The 24,163-nt window shown below is 61.3% G+C and carries 16 protein-coding genes; 4 read left to right on the forward strand and 12 right to left on the reverse strand.

What is annotated here, in order from left to right:
- Positions 1-14: 14 nt before the first annotated feature.
- The 6 genes from dnaE to I4W07_RS00240 form a co-directional block, all read right to left on the reverse strand.
- Positions 15-3,818: a DNA polymerase III subunit alpha gene (dnaE, locus tag I4W07_RS00215; RefSeq protein WP_196025227.1), complete on the reverse strand. Its 3,804-nt coding sequence runs from the start codon at positions 3,816-3,818 to the stop codon at positions 15-17.
- Positions 3,819-4,058: 240 nt separating this feature from the next.
- Positions 4,059-5,258: an MFS transporter gene (locus I4W07_RS00220; protein WP_196025228.1), complete on the reverse strand. Its 1,200-nt coding sequence runs from the start codon at positions 5,256-5,258 to the stop codon at positions 4,059-4,061.
- Between the two features lie 103 nt (positions 5,259-5,361).
- A complete protein-coding gene (locus I4W07_RS00225; RefSeq protein ID WP_055310205.1) occupies positions 5,362-5,871 on the reverse strand; it encodes a DUF3284 domain-containing protein in 510 nt (169 codons plus the stop codon).
- 136 nt (positions 5,872-6,007) lie between these two features.
- Positions 6,008-9,634: a UvrD-helicase domain-containing protein gene (locus I4W07_RS00230; protein WP_196025229.1), complete on the reverse strand. Its 3,627-nt coding sequence runs from the start codon at positions 9,632-9,634 to the stop codon at positions 6,008-6,010.
- A gap of 3 nt (positions 9,635-9,637) precedes the next feature.
- Positions 9,638-12,727 (reverse strand): PD-(D/E)XK nuclease family protein, encoded by a 3,090-nt coding sequence (locus I4W07_RS00235; protein WP_196025230.1) that lies wholly within the window; start codon positions 12,725-12,727, stop codon positions 9,638-9,640.
- A 220-nt stretch (positions 12,728-12,947) separates the two neighbouring features.
- Positions 12,948-13,247: a YerC/YecD family TrpR-related protein gene (locus I4W07_RS00240; RefSeq protein WP_022094855.1), complete on the reverse strand. Its 300-nt coding sequence runs from the start codon at positions 13,245-13,247 to the stop codon at positions 12,948-12,950.
- Positions 13,248-13,571: 324 nt separating this feature from the next.
- On the opposite strand from I4W07_RS00240, the gene I4W07_RS00245 reads away from it, so the two are divergent.
- Positions 13,572-13,937, forward strand: coding sequence for a phage holin family protein (locus I4W07_RS00245; RefSeq protein WP_138112940.1), 366 nt, complete (start codon positions 13,572-13,574; stop codon positions 13,935-13,937).
- A 137-nt stretch (positions 13,938-14,074) separates the two neighbouring features.
- Here I4W07_RS00245 and I4W07_RS00250 read toward each other — a convergent pair whose 3' ends face one another.
- On the reverse strand, positions 14,075-14,503 hold the full coding sequence (locus tag I4W07_RS00250) for an RrF2 family transcriptional regulator (RefSeq protein ID WP_022094857.1): 429 nt from the start codon (positions 14,501-14,503) through the stop codon (positions 14,075-14,077).
- A 253-nt stretch (positions 14,504-14,756) separates the two neighbouring features.
- Between I4W07_RS00250 and cysK the strand changes: the two genes are divergently transcribed.
- Both cysK and mnmA read left to right on the forward strand, forming a co-directional pair.
- Positions 14,757-15,695 (forward strand): cysteine synthase A, encoded by a 939-nt coding sequence (gene cysK / locus I4W07_RS00255; RefSeq protein WP_196025231.1) that lies wholly within the window; start codon positions 14,757-14,759, stop codon positions 15,693-15,695.
- Positions 15,696-15,753: 58 nt separating this feature from the next.
- Positions 15,754-16,977 carry a tRNA 2-thiouridine(34) synthase MnmA gene (gene mnmA / locus I4W07_RS00260; RefSeq protein ID WP_268865694.1) on the forward strand — a complete coding sequence of 408 codons (1,224 nt, stop codon included), beginning with the start codon at positions 15,754-15,756 and terminating at the stop codon, positions 16,975-16,977.
- Positions 16,978-17,113: 136 nt separating this feature from the next.
- Here mnmA and I4W07_RS00265 read toward each other — a convergent pair whose 3' ends face one another.
- From I4W07_RS00265 to I4W07_RS00275, 3 genes are all read right to left on the reverse strand, one after another.
- Positions 17,114-18,133 (reverse strand): M42 family metallopeptidase, encoded by a 1,020-nt coding sequence (locus I4W07_RS00265; protein ID WP_196025233.1) that lies wholly within the window; start codon positions 18,131-18,133, stop codon positions 17,114-17,116.
- A 276-nt stretch (positions 18,134-18,409) separates the two neighbouring features.
- Positions 18,410-19,576 carry a lactaldehyde reductase gene (gene fucO / locus I4W07_RS00270; RefSeq protein ID WP_022094861.1) on the reverse strand — a complete coding sequence of 389 codons (1,167 nt, stop codon included), beginning with the start codon at positions 19,574-19,576 and terminating at the stop codon, positions 18,410-18,412.
- A 165-nt stretch (positions 19,577-19,741) separates the two neighbouring features.
- Positions 19,742-20,458: a YoaK family protein gene (locus I4W07_RS00275; protein WP_055310199.1), complete on the reverse strand. Its 717-nt coding sequence runs from the start codon at positions 20,456-20,458 to the stop codon at positions 19,742-19,744.
- Positions 20,459-20,711: 253 nt separating this feature from the next.
- Here I4W07_RS00275 and I4W07_RS00280 point away from each other — a divergent pair, with 253 nt between their 5' ends.
- Positions 20,712-22,859: a YgiQ family radical SAM protein gene (locus I4W07_RS00280; RefSeq protein WP_271739715.1), complete on the forward strand. Its 2,148-nt coding sequence runs from the start codon at positions 20,712-20,714 to the stop codon at positions 22,857-22,859.
- Here I4W07_RS00280 and I4W07_RS00285 read toward each other — a convergent pair.
- Both I4W07_RS00285 and I4W07_RS00290 read right to left on the reverse strand, forming a co-directional pair.
- Positions 22,856-23,767, reverse strand: a complete 912-nt coding sequence (locus tag I4W07_RS00285) for a CPBP family intramembrane glutamic endopeptidase (RefSeq protein ID WP_196025234.1) — start codon at positions 23,765-23,767, stop codon at positions 22,856-22,858. The genes I4W07_RS00280 and I4W07_RS00285 overlap by 4 nt on opposite strands.
- Before the next feature lie 83 nt (positions 23,768-23,850).
- Positions 23,851-24,051, reverse strand: coding sequence for a type II toxin-antitoxin system RelB/DinJ family antitoxin (locus I4W07_RS00290; RefSeq protein WP_196025235.1), 201 nt, complete (start codon positions 24,049-24,051; stop codon positions 23,851-23,853).
- Between the last annotated feature and the right edge of the window lie 112 nt (positions 24,052-24,163).

Genomic DNA, 24,163 nt, shown 5'->3' on the forward strand with positions numbered 1-24,163 from the left:
TCACCCGGGGTAGCTTAGATAACCGTCACGCGGCCTTGGTTGCCGACGATGGCCTTTGCCTCTGCCAGCAGCGGAATCGAGCGTGCATTGACCTTGGCCGGCACCTCAGCACGCAGCACGCGCCCGTCGACTTGCTCAATAAAGATCTCCACGCGGTCGCCGCCCGGGTTGGTGGTGAGCACCGTGGCCAGGCGCGCCATATTGCCCTGGCTAAATCGACTGTTGGGCACCATGACCTCAAAGACCTTGGGCTTGTTGTTCTCCTCGCTAAGCTCGAGCGGCACGATCTCCTGCGCGATGATCTGGTCGCCGCGGTCCGAGCGCTCGAGCTTGCCCTTAATGCGCACAAACGCATCGGACAGCTGCGCGCCGGTCTCGGGATCGACCTCGCCGTACAGGTACCCCTCGGCCTCCTTGTAGGTCTTGGGGAACACCACGACCGTGGCCTCGCCTTCCATGTCTTCGAGCTGCACGATGCCCATGGGGTCGCCGTTTTTGGTCACGCGCTTGGACACGCTCGAGACCATGCCGGCCCACCACAGCGCCTTGCCCTCGGGAATCTCCTGGTTGATGGTGCCGCCCGTAGGATTCTGAACTTCGTAGCCGGTGTCGATCTGCGAGAACGAGAAGTCGCGCGCTTTGCTAAGTGCATACTCAAACGGGCGCAGCGGGTGGTCCGAGACATAGATGCCCAGAACTTCCTTCTCCTGGCTCAGCTTAAGGTGGCGGTCCCACTCCTGGCCATCCGGATCGGGCACGCTCACCTCAAAGCCCGAGCCCTCAACGTCGCCAAACATATCGAAGAACGACGTCTGGCCGCTCGCGCGATCTTTCTGGCGCTTTACCGCGGCATCGATGATGTTCTCGGGGTTGTTCTTGTCCACAAAGTGCATCATCTGGCGACGCGGATACCCCGTGGAGTCGAAGGCGCCTGCCTTGATCAGCGATTCGATCACGCGGCGGTTGGCCTGGCTCGAGTCCACGCGCTCGACAAAGTCGTGCAGCGTCTTAAACGGACCGCCCGCCTCGCGCTCGGCGATAATCGCCTGCGCCACGCCGGTGCCCACGCCGCGGATGCCGGCCAGACCAAAGCGCACGCCCTCCTTGGTAGCCGTGAACTCGGTACCGGACTCGTTGACATCTGGCGAAAGCACGGGGATGCCGTCGTGACGGCATGCCGAGACGTAGTGCACGATCTTATCGGTCTTGCCCGTATAGGACGTCAGAACGGCCGCCATGTACTCGTGCGGATAGTGCGCCTTGAGCCATGCCGTCTGCATAACCAGAATGGCGTAGCCGGCGGAGTGCGACTTGTTGAAGGCGTAGGACGCGAACTCGAGAACATCGTCCCAAATCTTCTGGGCGACCTCGCGCGTGTAGTTGTTCTTGATAGCGCCATTCATCCAGTGGTCGTAAGTGGTCTCGTCCGAGCCATCCTCCCAGTGGAGCACCGTCGACGTGAGCAGCTTAATCTTTTTCTTAGCCACGGGCTTACGGATACGCGAGTCCGATTCGCCCTTGGAGAAGCCGCACATCTCGACGGAGATGAGCATAACCTGCTCCTGGTAGACCATGGTGCCGTAGGTTTCGCCCAGGATGTCGTCCAGACGGTCATCGTAGGAGACGGCCGGCTCCTTGCCGTTCATACGGTTGATGTAGGACGAAACCATGCCGGCGCCCAACGGGCCCGGGCGGTACAGAGCGATCAATGCCACGACGTGCTTGTACTCGGTGGGCTTCATGTTCTTGATCGTGGCCGTCATGCCGGCGGACTCGACCTGGAAGACGCCGGCGGTGTGACCGGAGCCCATGAGCTTAAAGATCTCGGGATCGTCAAAGGGAATCTCTTCCTCTTTGATGTCGATGCCGAAGTTCTTCTTGATGTTTGCCTTGGCCTTGGAGATAACCGTCAGCGTGCGCAGGCCCAGGAAGTCCATCTTGAGCAGGCCCATGTCGGCGACGGTATGGCCCTCGTACTGGGTAATCTCGACGCCGCCCTTGGTGTCGAGCTTGGTGGGCACGTGCTCGTTGACGGGGTCGCGGCAGATCAGAACGGCGCACGCGTGCACACCCTCGCCACGGGTGAGACCCTCGATCGAGAGCGCCGTGTCGATGATGCGGCGGGCGTCGTCGTCCTTTTTATAGGCCTCGGCAAAATCGGGGTTAAACAAATCCTCTTTGCCGGGTTGTTTGTCGAGCACCTGCTTGAGCTTGACCTTGGGGTCGCTCGAGACCATCTTGGACAGGCGCTGGCCCATGTAGACAGGATAGTCCAGGACGCGCGCGGCGTCGTTGATGGCCTGCTTGGCCTTAATGGTCGAGTAGGTGATGACGTGGGTGACCTTCTCGGGGCCGTAGAGCTGGCGAACGTGCTCCACGACCTCGAGGCGCCGCTCATCGTCGAAGTCCATATCGATATCGGGCATCTCGGTACGCTGCGGGGACAGGAACCTCTCGAACATCAGGCCGTTCTCGAGCGGATCGAACGCGGTGATGTTCATGGCGTAGGCGACGATAGCGCCGGCAGCCGAGCCACGGCCGGGGCCGACGCCAATGCCGTTGTCCTTGGCCCATTGCACGTACTCAGCGACGATCAAAAAGTAGGCGGCAAAGCCCTTGTCGCAGATGACCTTGTATTCGTACTCAAAGCGCTCTTTGATGTTGACGCCACCGATCTCGCGCGTGGCCCAGTCGTCACCGTAGTGCTGGCGCAGGCCCTTCTCGCACTCGCGGCGGAACTGGCTCTCGTGCGTCTCGCCGGGGTCGAGCAGCGGGAAGCGCGGCAGGATGATGGAGTCCCAGTCCAGCTCCACGTAGCACTTGTCGGCGATCTCGAGCGTGTTGTCGCAGGCCTCGGGGCAATACGGGAACATCGCCCGCATCTCCTCCTCGGTCTTCATGTAAAACTCCGAGCCGGTCATGCGCATGCGGTTGGGGTCGTCGACCTTGGCGTTCATGCCGATGCACATGATGACGTCCTGCACGGGCGCATCCTCGCGGCGCAGGTAGTGGAAGTCGTTGGTGGCGATGACCTTGACGCCCACCTGCTTGGCGATATCAATGAGTGTGCGGTCCATCTGCTCGTCAGTCAGGCCGTTGTCGGTGGTGATGCCGTGTTCCTGGATCTCGATGTAGAAGTCGCCGGGCTCGAAGGTATCACGGAAAGTCTCGGCCCACTTGATGGCGCCTTCCATGTCGCCGTGGTCGATGTATTTGGGGATGATGCCCGCGATACAGGCGCTCGTGCAGATCATGCCCTTGGCATGGCGGCGCAGGTTGTCGAGCGTCACGCGCGGCTTGTAGTAAAAGCCCTGCACGGCGGCCTCGGAGACCGTCTGCATCAGGTTGACGTAGCCCTCCTGGTCCTTGGCCAGAAGGATCATGTGGTAGAGCTCGGGCTTGTGGTCGCGGGCAAGGGTCTCGTCCGGCGTAAAGTAGACCTCGCAGCCAAAGATGGGCTTGATGACCAGGGGCGGCTTGAGCTCGTCGATATTGCCTTTCTCGTCCCACATGGCCATGTCTTTGACGTACTGGGCATGCTCGCGCGGGTTGGACTCGGGATCGGGCTCCACCAGCTCGTCGCGGCGGTCCTTTTCCAAGAAGGCCTTGTCGTGGCTCCAGGTTTTGTACTCGGGCGTGTTGTGATTGACGGCGTCGCAGGCCAGCGCCAAGTCGGGTACGCCGTACATGTAGCCGTGGTCGGTGATGGCCACGGCAGGCATGCCCAGCTCAACGGCACGGTTGACCATATCCTGGATACGGGTTGCGCCGTCGAGCATGGAGAAAACAGTGTGATTGTGCAGATGGACGAATGCCATGTGATGAGCTCCGATGCGGGTTCGTGTTCTGACTGAACGATTTTACCCCACGGCACGGACAGCACCCGAACCTAGCCAAACCCACACGGGTAGTCTTTTTGGAACCTTCAAAAAGGGGAATGAGGGCATCCAGATATATCGAGTATTACTGGAACCCCGGCGATGCGCGGAATGATTTGTGACGAATAGTCATGTCCATCAAGAAGGCTCGACGCTTCGGATGGCTCGTCAATCGATATATCAATTCTTGGAGACCTGCATTCCTACCATTTTTAATGAAACGACGGCGGTAATTGCTATCGCGATTGCGCCAATAATACCGAGCGCTATCTGAATGGGATATAACCCTAACACATGTCCAAATATGGAGAAAAACATTGCGGAAAAGAGAGCCCTTACCAGAGATGCGATGGAAAGGATCGTCGCGCGGAGATCGTCCGCTATCGCGTCTTGGATTAAGTTTTCCGAAGTGATGTACACCACTTCTGGGAGAAAACAAAGCACCATGCTAAGGCCAAACAAACACAGCGGATTTGAAGCGAACCACGGAAGAATCATGAAAAGGCCAGCCTCAATTAGCATCGAGCCGCGCATGGTATTTCTTTTCCCGAAACGCGATGAGAAGAAATCTGCTGCAATGTAGGCCGTCGCATTTACTGCATAGGATGCACCGAAAAAGATTCCTATTATGGAGACGGGAGCATCAAATGCGTCGAATACCAACTGATTCAAGTTGTAATAACTCCCGTAGAATCCGTCGAGCATGCTTGTGCCGATGAGGAGAAGCAATACCGCAAAAGCGGATTCTCCAACGCGCCAGGTCTCGCGCCTGAACATCTTGGCTGCGTCAAACCTCCCCTTTTCTGATCTTTCAGAACGGGTCGTTTCCGTCCTCTCAATGGGATACAGAAGGAAAAGCTGCAGGAGATAGAAAACGGAGACACATACGTAGAGGGCACTCCAAGATACTTGGGCAATGAAAGATCCGAGCACAATTGCCATTCCCGTAGCGATTGATTGCGCGGCAAGCAGCCGAGCGTTGATGGTGAGGAAGCGCTCTCCTTGACCGGCATTTCGGGCAATTTCATATAAAAGTGCTTGTTCGGATCCCGATTGAAGGGAGTAGGCGAGTGCCTCAACAAGGGAAAGCACGACAAGAAAGGGGCCTGAGAGCAACAGCATGCCGGCGGTATGGAAGAAAAGCAGCAGCACGCCCACTTGAATCGAAAACTTCTTTCCAAAGAAATCGCCTATCAGCCCTGTTGGCAGCTCGAGGACGACCGTTGCTATGTTGAACAGGGCTTGATAAAGCGCGATTTCCGTAACAGACATTCCTTTCTCCGCAAGGAAAAGTAGAAACACTCCCCGATTTAAAACAAATCCCGTGAGAACGAAAAAGGCGGAATAGACGTGCAGTTGCGTAGTGGCATTCTTATTCATTTGGCACTACCAACAACTATTTTTGTCGGGCCGCTCGCTACTGATTCGAAGCCTGAAGTGTTCACAGTTGATGTGAAGAGCGGTAAAGCTTTTGCACAGGGTATCAATGGAATACATCCGAAGCGTTTTCGGCAGTATCATCGGCGAAGACGGGATTAGCCTTTACGCGGCGCTCACCCTCGATGTATTTGACGATTTGATCAATCGTCTGGTTGGCGTGGCTCTTGAGCTTGCGCTCATAGAAGAAGAGGCCAAGCTTGCCGCGCGTGCCAGACGTGTTGCCACCCACACCCTGAAAATCCTCGGTATAGGTGAGCTCGCAGGCACCATCGCCAGCAGGTGCAGCCTCATAGCGCATGGTATTGATGCCCGCCGCATACTGAAAACGGACCTCATAGAGGCACGGGTAGTCAAAGTGCTTGATCTTAACCTTGATCGCCGTGCCCTTGGCCTTGCCTTTTGCGGACTGGGCGCGCTTCTCGTACTTATAGCCGTTGAGCTTGTTGCGGCTGGGACGCTTGCCCGTGGCGTTCTCGATATCCTGCATGATGGACCCCGCCAGAGCGTCAAAAAGCTCCTCCGGTGTCACCTTAAGCGTTTTGGTGAGCTGCATGATGGCTCCTTATTCGTTTGAACCGTTCGAGTCATTGTAACGCCCCAGGCTCTCCCATGCGTTGCGGTGCCATTTGGACGATTGAGGGCTTTACAGCCGCAAAACTAACCAAATAGCACCGTAAAGCCTGAGGTGGCTAGAGGTTGTAGGTGACCACTTGAGGTTCGGCGGGTTCGACGAAGATGGCTGGATTCGCCTGTTCCACGCGGACGAACTTGACGGTCACGGCCTCAAATCCCGCCTTGTGCAACGCATCGGCGTAGACGCGCGCCTGCAGGGCGTGCTTCTCGAGCAGCTGGTCCGGCGTCTCATCCGGCGTGCCACCCGTCTTGTAATCGATGACCAGTGCGCGCGACGGATCGGCCGGATCGGTGGCCAGTGCATCGATAGCGCCCTCAGCATAGGCACCGTAACGAGCGATGTCCTCGTCCTCGCAGCCCAGCGAGAAGAACGGCACCTCGGCACGGATGCACGGCCACGCGAGCAGCTCGGCACGAACCGACGACTTGAGCCAACGATCCAGAGCGACATCGAAGCGCTCGCGCTGTTCCGGCGTCAGGCGCCACAGGCGCGCCAGTGCATCGGCACGCTCAGCGGGCAGCGCATCGGCACCCATCTCGATGAGCCACTGGCAGGCAGCGTGGAAGGCCGAGCCCAGCGCCATGGGATTACCGGCGGGCTCGACAGCAGCCACGTCCGCATCCGTCATCTCCGAGCCATCCGACTCCGCATCATCGCCAGCCTCGTCCATGGGCACGCGCGTCTCGGCGGCACGGTCCTCGGCCTCGGCATGCAGCGCCGCGGCAATCGACGAATAGCTGTACGAATCACGCGCCGGGAACGGACAGATGCCCATGCGCACGCCCGCCGCCTGGGGATATACGAGTTCAAACGAATCGGGCTTGGGATCGGCAGGACCAGGCACAGTTGAGTGCGCAGCATTATCGGCGACATCGGTATCGCCACGAACGAGCCTGCCCTCGGCATCCAGCGAAGCATTGGCCTCAAACGCCTGCTCGCCAAAGGTAAAGTCCGAAAGCGAAATGAGCTCGTAGTCGCCCGGCTGGGAGTTGTCGAACACCAGGCGGTCGGCATCGAGCTGCGGCATGTCCAGAGCGTCGGTCGGCAAAATACGGCGCAGCACGTCGTAGGTCAGATCGGTCTCGACGTCGAAGGTCGGCGCCGTCACCTTGCCACGGCTCACGCCGGCATCCATCGCCAAGATCACCAGCTCGCGCGCACGCGTCATGGCAACGTAGAGCAAGCGGGCCCGCTCCTCGAGCGAAAGCCGCAGGTCGTCGTTGCGCAGGTGAGCAAATGCCTCGGCGGGAGAACCCGTCGCACAGACGTCCTCCATGAGCTCCGGCGGCAGCCACAGCGACGTGCCCTTGCCCTTAAACGCGTGCTCAAACTGCTTTTTGACGTCGTCGCCCTTCACAAAGGTTCCGTCGGTGAGCTTAACGCCGTCGAAGCGTGCCGGCAGCGCCACGACCTGCGCTCCTCCCTCGACGCGACCCATCTGTGCCGCACCCGAGGACTTACGCACGCCAAAGCACTCGGCGACCGCCACGACCGGATATTCCAGACCCTTAGAGGCGTGAACCGTCATGATGCGCACCGCGCCGTCGCCCTCCTCGTTGAGGGCACCCGGGGCTTCCTTGCCCGCCAAGAAGCGGTCGAAGGCCAGCGCGATGGAGCGCGGAGAATTGCCGAACTCGGCCTCCGCCTCGGCCACGGCGTCGAGCGCCTTGAGCACGTTGGCGGCAATGGCCTTGCCCTCGGGACCGCGCTGTGCCAGACGCACAAACCAGCCGGAGGCGTTGACCACGTCGCGCGCGATGGCGGCGAACGAATCGCGGCCCACGCGACGAAGCGCATACCGCAGCACCTCGCGGGCGCGCGTCACGAGCGGCAGATCTTGCAGACCCGGCACGTCGAAATCACTCATGATGCCCGCGTCGATATTCCGGCGCGAGGTCTCCCCCGTCTCGCTATCGAGCTTGGTCACCAGCGCCAGGAACTCCTGAGCGCCGAGCGCAAACATCGGCGAGGCGAGCAGCGGCATAAGGCCCTGCGCCGTATCGGCCGGATTGGCGAGCGCACATACCAGGGCGCGCACCGTCTGCACCTCGGCTGCTTGGGCAAAGACCGAGCCGCCCGCGATGACGCAGTCGAGCCCCTGGTCGCGGAAGGCCTGGGCGTAGACGTCGGCGTTGGTCATGCGGCCCAGTAGCAGCACCATGCCGCCCTGAGGCTGGCCGGCATCGGCAAGCGCGCGGAAGCGCTCGGCGATCGCACGGGCCTTGGCCTGTGTGCGCTCCTGCGTACTGCCGCCGGCAACAAAGAGCGCCTGACGACGCGAGGCGTCTGCCACCAGCGTATCCTTGCGGCCGTCGCTCGCCTCAAGATCCAAAAAGCCCTGCATCAGGCCGCCGTCATCGCCGTCGAAAACGCGTGCCACATAACGCAGCACCTCGTCATGGCTGCGGAAGTTGCGCACAAGTTTGACGAGTTCGCCAGCAGGTGCGTCGGCCACTACAGTCGCCTCGGGCGCGGCAGACGAGCCCACCTTGCGCTCCTGGCGACGGAACACCTCGACCTCGGCGCCGCGGAAGCGATAGATGGACTGTTGTGCATCGCCCACGGTGCACAGCGCGCGCTCCCCCGCACCCGTCAGGTAACGAATCAGATCGACCTGCATCTGGTCGGTATCCTGAAACTCATCGATCATGACCATCTTAAAGCGGCCCTCGTACGCAGCACGGATGGCAGGGTAATCGCGCAGGGCCTCGTAGGCCATACGCAGCAGGTCGTTATTATCGAGGGCGGACTGGGCAGCCTTCAGTGCGCGATACTCGGCCTCGACGGAACGGGCCAGGCCCACCAGCGCATCGAGCGCCGGGCCACCGCAGGCAAGCACGATATTGATAAACGCATCGGCGGCCTCGGCCTTGAGCAGCTCGACCTGCTCCTTGGGGAATGCCTTGCTCGCGCGCGGCATGGTGCACGACATCATGAGTCGCGCCGCATCGACCATGGTCTTGCCGCTCGCCTCGAACGCGTCGATGGCATCGAGCGCCGCCTGCGCCTTCTCGGTCGAGGACTTGCTTGCGCCCAGCGCCGCGCGATAGGCATCGGCGAGTGCCGAGGTATCGGCCTGGCCGCGCGCCACGCGCACGTCGTCCATACCGCCCGGCAACTGGCTCGACAGCTCCAGCAGGTCGCGCACCAGACCCTTGATGGTCGTACCGCCGCCAAAGGAACCGCCCTCGCCCGCCATGGGATACCAGGCATAGAGGGCCTTGAGCGATGCCGCGAGCTCGGGGGCGGCATCGGGTGCCGTCGCGCGACCCAGCACATGCTCAACAGCCTGGTCCATGAGCTCGTCGGTATCGGTGAGCACCGTGAACTCGGGGTCGATGCCCAGCTCCAGCGCGTGCGCGCGCAGGATACGCGAGCACATGCCGTGAATAGTCGAAATCCACGCGTCGTCGACGGTCAGTGCTTCCTCGTCCATGCCCTCGTCGATAAGCGCACGGCGCACGCGGTCGCGAATCTCGGCCGCTGCATCTTTGGTAAAGGTAATGGCGAGCACCTGGTCCAGATGCTCAACGAACGGACCGGATTCGGGCGAGAGCGCATAGACGATGCGGCGCGTGAGGGTAAAGGTCTTACCCGAACCGGCGCCCGCCGAGACAAACAGCGGGCGGTCGAGCGTTTTGACAATCTGCAGCTGTTGCGGCATCAAAGTCGAAAGATCCATGGTCTACACGTCCCTCCTTACAAACGTTCCTTCGTGGTTATACGAGCAGCGCGCATGCGCGGCCTGAGCCGACGCCGGGTCGACGGCGGCAACGTTGCCCGCCTCGAGTTCGCGCAAGCGCTCGGCGATGCCGGCCTCCACGCGATCGAGCAGTGCATCGAAGTCCATGTTGCCGCCCTCACCGGGAAAGCCCTTCTTAAGCCCCGGGATGCGGCCGTCACCACGCTCCTCCTCGAGCAACTCGGCGCTCGCCGCACCGCGCAGCGCGGGCTTGCCGCCCTTGGTCGAAAAATAGAGCGCTGCACGGGTATCCAAGCCCAGTGCCCGACGCATGGCCTGCGCGTAGATGAGCGTTTGGGTATGGGGCGGCAGCCAGCGCGGGTCGTCGATGGGAGCCTCGCCCGTCTCCTCGTCACGCACCGTGGGGTCGGCAAGCTTAAACTCCTCGACACCCGAACGATGCTTGTAGTCGATTACCACGGCGCGGTTCTCGGCGTCCACGTCCACACGGTCGATGCGCCCGCCGAGCGGCCAACCGGCATACTCGACCTGGAGCTCGTTGAACGCAAACTCCAGGTAGCGCGGGGCAAAGGGGGCAAGTGCCTCGGACTCGTAGGCAAGCACGCCCTCCAGCTGCGGCAAGATCTCGGCCGCCTGGCGCTCCTCCACCGCAGAGAGCGGCACCAGCGGGCCCTCCGTGCCGCGCTTGCCGGCGTGCTCGGCCAACGTCTCGTCAAAGACCTCGTGCAGCAGCTCCTGAGCACGCGGCAGATTCTCGGGCGTCACGCGCTCCATGCCTTCTTGGGGCAGACGGGCATGCAGATGCTCCAGCACGTCGTGGACAAAGTTGCCCTTCTCCATGTTGCCAAAGCCAGCGTCGATCGACTGGGGCTTGACGCGATACGAGACGAACCAGCATAGCGGACAGGTCGAATAGGCCTCGATCTGCGAGGCAGACGTCAAGCGCGGCACCAGCGGCGCATCCTCGCCCTCGCCATCGCGACGGCGCAGGACCAAATACGGCACGGCCTCGGCACTCAGATGCTGAGGGGCTTCACAGGTCACGCGCTCGCGCTTGAGGCCTTCACCTGCCGCGGGATCAAAGTCGGCGATGATATCGCCCTCGCCCACGCACGTGGGCTTGGCAGCGCCAGCGGCCTCGGCATGTGCCCGCAGCTCGGTCCATACGGCTGCCGGGTAGCACTCGCGCGCCTGGCGATCGTGCGTCACGCGGGCGAGCGCGACCGGACCGCTCGCCGCCTGCATCGCACGGCCAAAGCGCACGCGCAGCAGGGCGGCGGGCTCCAAAGACACGCCGTCGCGGCGCAGCTCGGCCGTCAATGTGGCAAGCGGGCCCTCTTCGTGCGAAAGCGGATAGCTGTCCAGGTCGACATCGGCAAACAGCACGGCATCGTAGCCGCCAGGACGCAAAACCGACGCATCGGCAAGCGACACGAAGCGCACTTGTGCCCGTGGTGTGCGATCGACCTCGTAGGTCTCGTAATCGTAAGCGGTGCTGCGCTTGTCCACCTTAGTTCGAACGCCATCGAGAACCGGCACGGTCGCAGCCTGCGACACGTCGAGCGCGCGAGCATCGTTCATAAGGATGTCGATGGCATGGTGCAGCAAAGCCGTCTCTGCCTGACGACGGGCCTGGCCGTCAAGACCGCCTAGAGCGCGATCGGGCAGCGCCTCTGCAACGGCGAGCATGGCCTTGAGCGCCGTCACGGGTTTGTCGCGCCACAGCGCCTGAAACACGTCCGAGACCACGCACGGCACATTCTTAAACCAGTTATCGTCGCTGGCGGCCTTGCGGGCGCCCCTCACCTGGCCCTGCACGCTCTGCAGCAGGCTCTTGACGCCCGCAGCGGTCTTGCTGCGCGACAGGCGCATGTTCTTGTCGAAGCCGCGGGCGCTCGCGGCGTCGGCACCCGAAAGCGGACTGTAGATCCAGTCGGTAAGCTCCGGCGCGGGCCACCACTCGGTCTTTGACGCCATGCCCTCATCGGCGGCCTTCATGCGCTCGATCAGGCCGGCAAGCGCCGCAAACTGCCTGCCCGCGATGGACTGGGAAAACGCCGTGAACTCAGTTGTCTCGGCAGCGATATGACGAGCAGCCAGACGAGAGGCGAGCTCACCGAACAGCTGGGGTGCCCGGGCAGAAACGGCAAGCACGCGCACGGGGTCGGCAGAGGCGCCGTCGACCTCGGAACCCCGGCACGTTTTTACCAGATCATCAATTGCGTCCGCATAAGCATGAGCACGGGCATGGGGGCCAGCGACCTCAATAAAGGCAGGCTGAGCGGCGGTCCCGCAAGCGGCATCAGACGCGCCGACACCCTCCCCTAGCGGCGCGATCTCAAACAACACATCGCGGGCATCAAATGCCGCGGCAAGCTCCTCGCGCATCGCCGCCTGTTCGCGGGCAAGCAGCACGACGACCTCTCCCCCATTGTTCGCCACGGCAGACAGCAGCTCGAGCAGACCGTGCGTAAACGACGTGATACCGCGCACGCATACGGCGCGAGTGCACGCCGGCAGGCTATCGGCCAGGACACTGGTCATAATGTCAGCTGCCTCGCAGGGCTCAACCATATCTCGACGGTCCAAACCGCCCGCGTAGGCGCGCAAAAGCTCGAACACACGAGCCTCGGCATCGCTTTTTGGCTCAGGCTGGCAGTTGTCGCCACGGCATCGTTCGGCACCCGTCCCCGCAACGCCCGGCAACACGTCGCGGGCCATGCGCGCGAGCATGCGCACTGTGCCCTGGCTGCGCGAAAGCGGCTGCAGAGCGGCGTCGTCGCGGCGGTCGATCATGTCCGAGAACAGCATCTGGCGCTGAAGGTTGTCCACAAAGCTGCGGCCATCGCCCATAAGCTCCCACAGCGAGCTGAGCCACGATGTGGGCGTCTTGTAGTCGACACCCAGTGAAACCCCGGCTTCTGCCGCATCATGGCGGCACAGGTCGAGCTCGGCAAATGTTGGCGCCAACAGAACAGCGCGCCCGTGGCGGGCAACCAGGTCGGCCAGTAGCGCCGCCTCGGCATCGCTCAAATCCGTGCCGGCATTGGTGGTATAGATTCGAACAGGCATGGTCCTCCGCTCAAACTGTTCGCAATAATCAATGCATCCATCCTACCCGCCCAAGCGGACAGATTTGCCCCACGCCAACAGATTTGATCCCTTGAGGACGGAGGAAAATGGATCACAGAGGGGGTCAGTCTAACCCGGTGATTCGTTTTCCTCCGTCCCCAAGGGATCAAAAAACCGCCCCCGGAGGGACGGTTCTTCGTAATTCAATGTTGTCGCCGGCCTACTCGCCATCCTCCAACTTAATGAGGATCTTGCGGTAGCCACCGTACTCGCCGTTCAGCGCCTTTGAAACGCGGCTCACCGTGGTGGACGAAGCGCCGGTACGGGCCTGAACCTCAACATAAGGCTCGCCCTCGTCCAAATAGCGCGCAACCTGCAAACGCTGAGAAAGGTCGCAAATCTCGCGCGGCGTGCAGATATCGGTCAAAAACGCTTGGATATCCTTCTCGTCGTCCAAAAGGCTAAATGCGTGGACCAGCTGCTTGACATCAGGCTTGTCAAACATGTTCTCGATATTCATCGATCACCGCCAAACCCGCCAAAAGGCATCGAAGTTGATACTGACATCGGGCATCGTTCGCCCGTTCTATGCAATAGGGCAACGCCTGTGGCTTTTGCCCGTAGCAGTGTAGCACACCACCAAACTAAAGCGACAAGACTCTCTGCCAGCGGCGCGTTTTTCAGGACGAACGCCGTTTAGAAACCATATGCGCACGTAAGCTCCACGAATATTTGAGACAATGGGCGCCCAAACACCGCGGCGCGCCCGCGCAACCATCCAGGTCGCCGCCGCAAGCCGCTTCACGCGACGCCAGCAACCCCGGCGCAAGAAAGGATTCACGCCATGCGCTTTATGCTTAACTGGCTCTTCACCTCGATCGCCATCGCGATCGCCACGTTCCTCGTCCCCGGTATCCAACCCTTCGGCTTTGCCGAGGCTTGGGTCTGCTTTGCCTTCGTGGGACTGTTCCTCAACATCGTCGACTCGCTCGTCAAGCCGTTCCTGACGGTCATCTCGCTGCCGCTCACTATTATCACGCTTGGTATTTTTCAGCTCGTAGTCAACAGCTTCATGCTCGAGCTGGCCAGCTACCTGTCGGTCAATCTGCTGGGCGCGGGTATCTCCATTGCCGGCTTTGGATCGGCCTTTATGGGCAGCATCCTGGTATCCATCATGCGCAGCATTCTCGACAGCATCGCCGAGGGCTAGAACTGTTCAATACGAACCGTCATATCGACCCAAGACAAAGGCCGCCCATCGCAAAAATGGGCGGCCTTCTTATTTGCCAAGTCTCAAAGGACGAGAGGATCTACCATTTCTACCCCGTCCCCAAATGCAGGTGTGGGTTAGATGACGTAGTCGTAGCCATGGTTGGGAGCGACAAGTTGGTCGAGCGTCACACCGTCGAGGTAGTCGTTGATGAGCTTGTCCAGGTTCTTCCACACGTCGAGCGTGGGGCACTCGTCCGAACGCGAACAGCCCTTGCAGTCGCCGTCCAGGCATGCGACCGGTGCTAGGCTGCCCTCGGTCAGACGCAAGATCTCGCCCACCGTGTACTGCTCGGGCGGGCGCGTGAGCACGTAGCCGCCGCCCTTGCCACGCATACCCGAGAGCATGTTGGCACGTACGAGCGTAGCCAAGATGTTCTCGAGATATTTCTCGGAAATCCCCTGTCGCGCCGCGATCTCTTTGAGCGGGATGCGACCGGCCGCCTGGTGCTCGGCCAGATCGACCATAACGCGCAGGGCATATCTGCCCTTAGTAGAAACCAACATATATAGTGCTGCCTTTCGGTCATTTAGTCCGTAGAAATTCTAGCCGAAAAATTGGTTTTGAAAATACCCGTTCCGGTCAAGATGGTTAATCGACTCGTAATAATCTTCTATTTCCTATTGCGTTACTAGGCTTTACTGTCTACTATGCTTGCCAACAGCAAAACGAACAACCCATAAGGTTTGTGGGTTTCGCTGCTATACACACCGTAAAACCACACGGTATCCAGTCATTTGAACACTTTGGAGGTTCACCATGAGCAATGTTTACACGTCCATCGATCAGCTTATCGGCCACACTCCGCTTCTGGAGCTCACTCACTTTGAGGCCGATGAGGACCTCAAGGCCCGCGTGCTCGTCAAGCTGGAATACTTCAACCCCGCCGGATCCGTCAAAGACCGCGTCGCCAAGAACATGATCGACGAGGCCGAGAAGGCAGGCAAGCTCGTACGCGGCGGCGACTACACCATCATCGAGCCCACGAGCGGCAACACCGGCGTCGGCATCGCCTCGGTGGCGGCTGCCCGCGGCTACAAGGTGATCATCACCATGCCCGAGACCATGTCCGTCGAGCGCCGCAAGCTTATGCAGGCATACGGCGCACAGCTCGTGCTCACCGACGGCTCCAAGGGCATGAAGGGCGCCATCGCCAAGGCCGAGGAGCTGCAGAAGGAGACCCCCAACAGCATTATCGCCGGCCAGTTTGTGAACCCCGCCAACCCCGCCATCCACAAGGCCACGACCGGCCCCGAGATCTGGGATGACACCGACGGCGAGGTCGACATCTTCGTCGCCGGCGTTGGAACCGGCGGCACCGTGACCGGCGTGGGCGAGTTCCTCAAGGAGCAGAACCCCGAGATTAAGGTCGTCGCCGTCGAGCCCGCCACCTCCCCGGTGCTCTCCAAGGGCCAGGCCGGCCCGCACAAGATCCAGGGCATCGGCGCCGGCTTTGTGCCCGACGTCCTCGACACCCAGGTCTATGACGAGATCATCCCCGTCGAGAACAACGACGCCTTTGCCACCGGCCGTGCCGTGGGCCACAAGGAGGGCGTGCTCGTGGGCATTTCGTCCGGTGCCGCCGTGTGGGCCGCACTGCAGCTGGCCAAGCGCCCCGAGAACGAGGGGAAGACCATCGTGGCCCTGCTTGCCGACACCGGCGAGCGTTACCTGTCCACGGCACTGTTCCAGGACTAAGGGCCTGTCGCCCATAGGTTGAGCCCACGGACGAGCCGGTCTCCTCTCTCCCGGCAGCCTGAGCCCATCCAATCAGGGTGTCCCACATGACGCCCGAACTTGCTACAATGTCTGCGGCGCGGAACCAGCCTCCCGCGCCGCTTTTCTTTTTTGGCCACATGCCACCAAGGAGAACCTCCCCATGCACAACAAGCGCGTGCTCGTCGCCATGAGCGGCGGCGTCGATTCCAGCGTGACCGCGTACCTGCTCAAGCGCCAAGGATACGAATGCGTCGGCGCCACCATGTGCCTCACCTGCCCCGCGCCCGACCCCGCCACGGGCATGAGCAAAGTCGACCGCGACATCGCCGATGCAAAGGCCGTCGCCGAGCGCCTGGGGATCCCCCATCACGTACTCGACCTGCAGCAGACCTTCGACCATAGCGTTATCGAGCGCTTTGTGAACGCCTACCAGGAGGGGCTGACGCCCAATCCGTGCATTATCTGCAACCGCCACATAAAGTTTGGCGCGCTGCTCGATGCGGCGCTGGACATGGGCTGCGACTACATCGCCACGGGACATTACGCCAAAACAAGCCAGGCGGCAGACGGCACCTGGCAGCTACATCGCGGCGAAGATCCCAAAAAGGACCAAAGCTACTTTTTGTATTCGCTCACGCAGGAGCGTCTGGCGCACACGATCTTTCCGCTGGCAGGCCTGGATAAAGAGCGCGACGTGCGCCGCATAGCCGCCGAACAGGGCTTCATAAACGCCAAGAAGGCCGAAAGCGAGGACATCTGCTTTATTCCAGACGGTGACTACGCGGGCTATATCGAGCGTCGCTGCGGACATCCCGCTGCACCGGGCGACATTGTGTGGCGCGACGGCAGCGTGGTCGGGCGCCACAACGGCGCGCTGCGCTACACCATCGGCCAGCGCAAGGGTCTGAGCGTCGCGATGGCGCATCCCGTGTATGTGACGGGCGTCGACGCCGCCAACAACACCGTGCATCTGGGCGAGGTCGACGACCTGACGGCCACAGCGCTCACGGCCAATGACTGGATCTGGAGTGCCCCTGCCGACCACATGGAGGCAGAGCTCACGTCCGGCGGCATTCGCGTGGGCGCCAAGTACCGCTACCGTCAGAAAGACCAGGCAGCAACCCTTACGCGCGGCGAAGACGGGCAAATGCTGCTAACTTTTGACGAGCCGCAGCGCGCCATCGCCCCCGGCCAGGCTGTCGTCGTCTACCGCGGCGACGTCGTCCTCGGCGGCGGCACCGTGACTGCCGCCATCAAGTAGTCCCATCCCCTTCATAAGTTGCGGTGAAATAGGGACTGTTTAAACGTTTAAAACCGCCAAACAGTCCCTATTTCACCGCAACTTAGAGAGGACGGCCTCAGTCGGTACTACTGTATCAGCCGAGGCCGCTGCATCGTTAGCGCTGAACGTAGGCGCGAACCAGCTCGTAGGTATTGCGCACGCCGTCGATGTGGCTGCGCTCGTAGTTGTGGCTCGCGTACACGCCGGGGCCGATCAGACCATGGCGAATGTCGTAGCCGGCCGAGAGCGTGGCCTCGACGTCGGAGCCATAGTGCGGGTACACATCGATGGCGTAATCGAGCTCCAGCTCGCGCGCGATGTTGGACAGCGTGGTTACCAGGTCGTAGTTGTACGGACCGCCCGAATCCTTAGCGCAAATCGAAACCATGCGCTCGGTGCAGCCCAGGTCGTCGCCCACGCAGCCCATGTCCACGCTGATCATCTCGCGCGTGTCGGCCGGCACAAAGGCACCGCCGTGGCCGACCTCCTCGTACACCGTAAAGAGCAGCGAAACCTTGCGCGAAAGGGTCACCTCGCCGTCGGCGACAGCGCAGGCCAAACCCAGCAGAATCGACGCGGACAGCTTGTCGTCAAGGAAGCGACTCTTGATGAAGCCGCTCTCCGTTACCGTGGTGCGCGGATCCATAGCGATGATGTCGCCGGTTTGAATACCCAGCTCGAGCACATCGTCCTTGCTGTCAACGTTCTCGTCGAGCAGGATTTCCATGTTCTTCTCGATGGTCTTGACCGGCTCATCGGCCACATGCGCCGAAGGCTCGGTATTGAGAACCACGCCCGTGTACACATTGCCGCCACGCGTGTAGACGGTGCAGTTCTCGCCATCGGCCGTAGACCACTGGTGCCCACCAAGCGTCGTGGGACGCAGGCGGCCATTGTCCTTAATGGAGCGCACCATGGCGCCCAGGGTATCGACATGGCTCGCCAACACAAGCGGCTCGCCCTCGCCGCCAAGCTCGACCAGCACGTTGCCCTTATTGGAACGCTCGGGGCCAAAGCCCATATCGCGCAACGTTTCCATTAGATAATCAGTCGCCGCACGGGTATAGCCCGTAGGCGAGGCGATAGAAGTCAGCGTCTTAAGCTGGTCAGTAATAAAACCAAGCGTAGAATCCATTTGGGACACCATCCACAACTCCAAAGTCAACATCCCGTAATCAGCAAAACCCTCAACAACGATAACACTACGCACAAATATTTACCCAGCGAGATGACCCATCGAGCTCTTCCGAACAGAGCCCACCACGATAACGAGCCGGCGGGCCCCTGCCCGTTAGCCCCAGAATCTTTCCGCAGGACAGAAGGAGGCCCCGCCGCACGTAGTGCGCAGCGGGGCCTCCGACATGTCCGAGGACGATTCTGGGGCTAACGGGCAGGGGCCCGCCGAGCCATGTTAGGCAGCCGGGCAGATCTTCTTGAAGAGCTCGATGACGTCGTCGAGCGTCGCCTCGCGCGGGTTGCCCGGGAAGCAGGCGTCGGCCATGGCGTCCTTGGCCAGGACCTCGATCTCGTCAGCCTTCATGGCCTCGCAGACGTGCGGGATGTTCACGTCGGCGGAAAGCTGCTTGACGGCGGCGATAGCGGCGTCAGCAGCCTCGTCGGTGCTCATGCCCGTGGTGTCAACGCCCATGGCAACGGCGACCTTGGCCAGGCGCTCGGCGCAAACCGGCTTGTTGAACTCCATGGCGATCGGCAGCAGCATGGCGCAAGCGACGCCGTGCGGGGTGTCGTAGTGAGCAGACAGGGTGTGAGCCATTGCGTGGTCGATGCCCAGGCCAACGTTGGAGAAGCCCATGCCGGCGACATACTGGCCAAGGGCCATGCCCTCGCGGCCGGAGCCGGGCTGGCCGGACTTGGCCTCGGCGACGGAGTCACGCAGGTTCTCGCTGATCAGCTTAATAGCCTCAAAGTGGAACATGTCAGAGAGCTCCCAAGCACCCTTGGTGGTGTAGCCCTCGATGGCGTGGGTCAGAGCGTCCATACCAGTGGAGGCGGTCAGGCCGGCGGGCATGGAAGCCATCATGTCAGGATCGACGACGGCAACCTCGGGGGCGTCGTTGGTGTCGACGCACACGAACTTGCGGACCTTCTCGGGGTCGGTGATGACGTAGTTGATGGTCACCTCGGCGGCGGTACCGGCGGTCGTCGGCACGGCGATGGTGAACACGGCGTGGTTCTTAGTGGGAGCAACGCCCTCGAGGCTGCGGACATCGGCGAACTCGGGATTGTTGATGATGATGCCGATGGCCTTAGCGGTGTCCATGGAGGAGCCGCCACCGATGGTCACGATAGCGTCAGCCTCGGCGGCCTTGAAGGCCTCGACGCCGTCCTTGACGTTCTGGATAGTGGGGTTGGGCTTGATCTCGGAGTAGAGGCTCCAAGCGATGCCGGCGGCGTCGAGCTCGTCGGTCACCTTAGCGGTAACGCCAAACTTGACCAGATCGGGGTCGGAGCAGACGAAGATCTTCTTGTAGCCGCGACGCTGGAGCTCGCCGGGGATCTCCTTGATGGCGCCGGAACCATGATAAGAGATGGTATTGAGAACGAAACGATTAGCCATTGATAGCCTCCCATCGTGTGCGGGGCACCCATTACGCCCCACGCTATGAGTCCCATCCTAACGCTTTTGAAACAAAAAACGCGTGAGAACGTCAAACTTGTTAAAGCGTTTCAACAGATGATGATAAATAATGCGGCAAAGGGACAGCCCCTTTGCCGCATTCGGTTACTTTCGGCAGCCCTCTTTCCAAGCCTCGGCCGCAACCTTCCAGCGTAAGCGCAAGTCGCGCTCGCGGTCGATGAACATGATGGCAAACGCGACAAACAGCAGCAAGCTCGCCACGACGATGGCGTGCAGGCCCATGCGCTCAATGCACCAGTTGCCCAACACGGCGCCAAACACAAAGGTAAAGATCACGCCAAAGTACAGCAGGCCGTTTTCCAAAAAGCCGCGCCTGTGGGTGATGATGTAATCGTCCACGTTTTGCAGCGCGTTGCGCAAGTTGCCGATGCACATGGTCGTAGCGATGCCGTGACCGTGGATCTTGCGGAAGCTCTCTACCTGCATACCGCAGGCAAACGAAGTGAGGCAGTTGGCGAGCAGATTGAAATTGCCGCCCGGGATAAAGCTCACGCCCAGCAAGATGACAGCTTCAAAGAACACCGTTACCTGGCGCCAGTGAATCACGCTGCCAAACCGCTCATGCACCAGGTCGGCAAGCATAATGCCCACGGCAAACGACACCACAGGGAAGAAATAGCGTCCCGCAAGTGCCCAGTTGCCCTCCGAGATGCTCACGCCCACGAGCAGGATGTTGCCTGTCTGCGCGTTGGCGAAAACATGATCGCGCCCAATGTACGAATAGACGTCCATAAAGCCACCGGCGAGCGCCAAGATAATGCCCAGCTCGATGGACTCCGATATCTGTTTGGCACGCTGCATCGTCGTGCATCCTCCTTGTTGACGACTCTCTCGTGCGTTGGCGGAAACATAGCCGCCGTTCATACTGTAACCCATTGACAACATGGCGTGCGCGCGAGACGGCTCCTTCGACGCAGGGATACACAGTCTGGAAACAAACGGCGGGCGCGGCGACGCTCCCACTCACTAGCCCATGTACTCCCCCAGTCTTTTTAGCTCCGTCCCAAAAAGACTGGTTACAATTACGTGCAGCATACAGACACCGGGAGGGATCGTGGCAAAAAAGCCTCAGCACGCTCAGAACAACCAGCGCAGTCAGCAGGGCAAACAGGGCCAGCAGCAAAAGCGCGGCGGCAAGGCGCAGGCCACGGTCGCCCGCGCCAAGCATTCCCAAGCGACGCCCGCCCGCCCCTGGCGCCCGGGCCGCGATAAATTCCTCCCCGTCAGTCGAGCCGACATGGATGCGCGCGGCTGGGACCAGTGCGACTTTGTCTACATCTGCGGCGACGCCTATGTGGACCATCCCAGCTTTGGCATGGCCATCATCAGCCGCGTACTCGACGCGCACGGCTACAAGGTGGGCATCATCTGCCAACCCAACTGGACCGACCCCGCCAGCATCACCGTGCTCGGCGAGCCGCGCTTGGGCTTTCTCGTCAGTGCTGGCAACATGGACTCCATGGTCAACCACTATTCGGTGACCAAGCATCGCCGCCACACCGACGCCTACACGCCCGGCGGCGAGGAGGGGCGCCGTCCCAATCGCGCCGTCACGGTCTACGGCAACCTCATCCGCCAGACGTTTAAGGACGCTCCCATCATCATCGGCGGCATCGAGGCGAGCCTGCGCCGCCTGGCCCACTACGACTACTGGCAGGACAAGCTTAAGCGCTCGGTACTGCTCGACTCGGGCGCCGACATCCTCATCTACGGCATGGGCGAGCACGCGATTGTCGAGATCGCCGACGCACTCGACGCGGGGCTGCCCGTCGATCAGATCACCTATATCAACGGCACCGTTTACCGCACGGGTTCGCTCGACGAGGTCTACGACTACGACCTGCTGCCCAGCTGGGACGACCTTGCCGCCGACAAGCTCAACTACGCCCGCAGCTTTAACGTGCAGCAGCAGAATATGGACCCCATCACCGGGCATCGCCTGGTAGAGCCATATCCCAACAGCGTGTACGTGGTGCAGAACCCGCCGTCGGCAACACTCACCACCGACGAGATGGACGAGGTGGCCGAACTCCCCTACGCACGCGATTGGCATCCCGACTACGACGCGGCAGGCGGCGTGCCGGCCTTTGCTGAGATCAAGTTTTCCATTAGCTCCAACCGCGGCTGTTTTGGCGAGTGCTCGTTTTGCGCGCTCACCTTCCACCAGGGCCGCGTGTTGCAGATGCGCAGCCACGACTCGATCATGCGCGAGGCCGAGCTGCTCACGCGCGATCCCGAGTTTAAGGGCTACATCAACGACGTGGGAGGACCGACGGCCAACTTTAGCCGTCCTGCCTGCGACAAGCAGCTCAAGCACGGCGTGTGCAAGAACAAGCGCTGCCTGTGGCCGAGCGTGTGCAAGAACATGGTGGTCGACGAGAGCGGCTACACGCAGCTGCTGCGCGACCTGCGCCAGCTGCCGGGCGTCAAAAAGGTCTTCGTGCGTAGCGGCATCCGCTTCGACTACACCATGGCCGATGCCTCGGACGAGTTTTTGCGCGAGCTGTTGGAGTACCACGTCTCGGGCCAGCTGCGCGTGGCACCCGAGCACGTGAGCGACGCGGTGCTGTCCGTGATGGGCAAGCCGAGCCGCGCCGTCTACGACGCGTTCTGCCGCAAATTTGAACGCCTGAACCGCGAATACGGACTTAAACAGTACGTTGTGCCGTATCTGATCTCGAGCCACCCCGGTTCAACCATGAAGGAAGCCGTGGACCTTGCCGAAGCTGTGCGTGACATGGGTTACATGCCCGAACAGGTGCAGGACTTCTACCCCACGCCGTCCACCATGTCGACGTGCATGTACTACACCGGCGTGGACCCGCGCACCATGCAGCCAATCTATGTGGCGCGCGACCCGCACGAGAAGGCCATGCAGCGCGCGCTCATCCAGTATCGCAAGCCCGAGAACTACAAGCTGGTACGTGAGGCGTTGGAAAAGGCCGGCCGCCGCGATCTGATCGGCTACACCAAGCATTGCCTGATACGCCCCGTGCCGCCACGCCCGGGCGAGACATCGGCCAGCGGCGGGCATAGCACCGGCAAGAAAGGCGGCAAGCCGCACGGTGGCGCTGGCGCCGCCGGCAAGGGACCCAAGGGCAGCAAGGGCCACGGAGGCATGTCGCGTGCGCAAAACACCGCCGGCCGTAACCGTGCGGCGCAGGGACGACAGGGTGCCAACGGAGGCGGTCGCCGCAACTAGGGCAGCGGTGCGCCCGCTGCGTCCATCCCACACGCGTGGCGCAGCGAGCGCATTGCCTCAACGAGGATGACGCCGGCGATAGCGACCGTAATTGCCATGTCGAACGGCGTGTTCACAAACCAGAGCAACGTCATGAGATACGACCCGGCGTTAAAGGCAAAATGCAGCAGGATCGTGTAGCGGAGCTTTCCGGTCGTCACGAGCACCCAACCAAAGATGAGACCGGCGGCGCCGGCGTAGCAGCCCTGGACCCAGTTCATATGCATAAAGCCGAAGACCGCCGCCTGCAGCACGATTGCCGCGGCGATGCCCCAGGTACTCGTGGCCGCCCAGGACACCATGGCGCCATCTTGCGGTCGCACGTGACGCCGGCGCTTCCAGAGCGGACGGCACTGTGGATTAAACGCACGCAGTGAGAACTCAAAAATGATACCGCGCACCAGCAGTTCCTCGCAAAACGGCGCGCCGAGCACCGTGGTCAGGACGGCCAGATAGCTCGTGTCGCCCATGCCCGTTTCCTCGACAAGTTCGCTGTAATCGGCCGCCGCCTCGGGCAACAGCGACAGCACGGTGTCGGTCACGTAGCCAACGACCACCTGCAAGGCCAGGCCAATCACGATAACGCAGGCGATGCGTTTCCACGCCCCACGCGCTCCCCCGCCAAGCGGGCGCTCGCCCTGCCAGCGCGCCATAAACGAGCGCGGCCACAGATAGCGCCACCACAGCAGCGCCATCAAAAACGACGCCGTCTGAGCGGCAGCCTGGAACCATTGGATATCGAGATTGTCGATCGGATAGCCCGTCAGCACCGATACGGCATCGAGAACTGAAAACAGAACCACGCTCAGGGCTATATCGGCAGCGACAACGCCAAAACAGGCAAGCGCCCACGCTATCGCATTGAGCATGCCAACCTCCTCAAAACCATTCCCTAGTTCTACCACAACTCGGCAGAAAGCTGATCCCATGGGGACGGAGGAAAACGGATCGCTTATTGATGAGAATCGGGCGCAGCGCCAAAGGCCCCGCTGGGCGAAATGTCGAACGGAAAGGTGCCGCAGCGATTGAAGGCGGCGATGAACATGCGGATGGCGTTGGACGGCGTGGTGCCCACGAGCTGGGTTGCCGCCGCGAAGGCCGCCTTTTCCTCGGGCAAGACCTTCGCGACAACCGGGGTCATGTGTTCTGCCATGGCGCTTCCTTTTTGAAACGACGGTGGTGCGGATGGATGCGGGCCACGCGGCTGGGCGACGGGCTGTGAAGGCAACCCGATTGGCCCGCATCTGGAGTTAGTTCTACGACGT

It is taken from the genome of Collinsella aerofaciens (genome assembly GCF_015670745.1).
Taxonomy (GTDB): Bacteria; Actinomycetota; Coriobacteriia; order Coriobacteriales; family Coriobacteriaceae; genus Collinsella; species Collinsella aerofaciens_T.

Bases quoted from the DNA above. Each gene is read 5' to 3' on its own strand.
- dnaE (WP_196025227.1), bottom strand. From the start codon at position 3,818: ATGGCATTCGTCCATCTGCACAATCACACTGTTTTCTCCATGCTCGAC.
- I4W07_RS00220 (WP_196025228.1), bottom strand. From the start codon at position 5,258: ATGAATAAGAATGCCACTACGCAACTGCACGTCTATTCCGCCTTTTTC.
- I4W07_RS00225 (WP_055310205.1), bottom strand. From the start codon at position 5,871: ATGCAGCTCACCAAAACGCTTAAGGTGACACCGGAGGAGCTTTTTGAC.
- I4W07_RS00230 (WP_196025229.1), bottom strand. From the start codon at position 9,634: ATGGATCTTTCGACTTTGATGCCGCAACAGCTGCAGATTGTCAAAACG.
- I4W07_RS00235 (WP_196025230.1), bottom strand. From the start codon at position 12,727: ATGCCTGTTCGAATCTATACCACCAATGCCGGCACGGATTTGAGCGAT.
- I4W07_RS00240 (WP_022094855.1), bottom strand. From the start codon at position 13,247: ATGAATATCGAGAACATGTTTGACAAGCCTGATGTCAAGCAGCTGGTC.
- I4W07_RS00245 (WP_138112940.1), top strand. From the start codon at position 13,572: ATGCGCTTTATGCTTAACTGGCTCTTCACCTCGATCGCCATCGCGATC.
- I4W07_RS00250 (WP_022094857.1), bottom strand. From the start codon at position 14,503: ATGTTGGTTTCTACTAAGGGCAGATATGCCCTGCGCGTTATGGTCGAT.
- cysK (WP_196025231.1), top strand. From the start codon at position 14,757: ATGAGCAATGTTTACACGTCCATCGATCAGCTTATCGGCCACACTCCG.
- I4W07_RS00265 (WP_196025233.1), bottom strand. From the start codon at position 18,133: ATGGATTCTACGCTTGGTTTTATTACTGACCAGCTTAAGACGCTGACT.
- fucO (WP_022094861.1), bottom strand. From the start codon at position 19,576: ATGGCTAATCGTTTCGTTCTCAATACCATCTCTTATCATGGTTCCGGC.
- I4W07_RS00275 (WP_055310199.1), bottom strand. From the start codon at position 20,458: ATGCAGCGTGCCAAACAGATATCGGAGTCCATCGAGCTGGGCATTATC.
- I4W07_RS00285 (WP_196025234.1), bottom strand. From the start codon at position 23,767: ATGCTCAATGCGATAGCGTGGGCGCTTGCCTGTTTTGGCGTTGTCGCT.
- I4W07_RS00290 (WP_196025235.1), bottom strand. From the start codon at position 24,051: ATGGCAGAACACATGACCCCGGTTGTCGCGAAGGTCTTGCCCGAGGAA.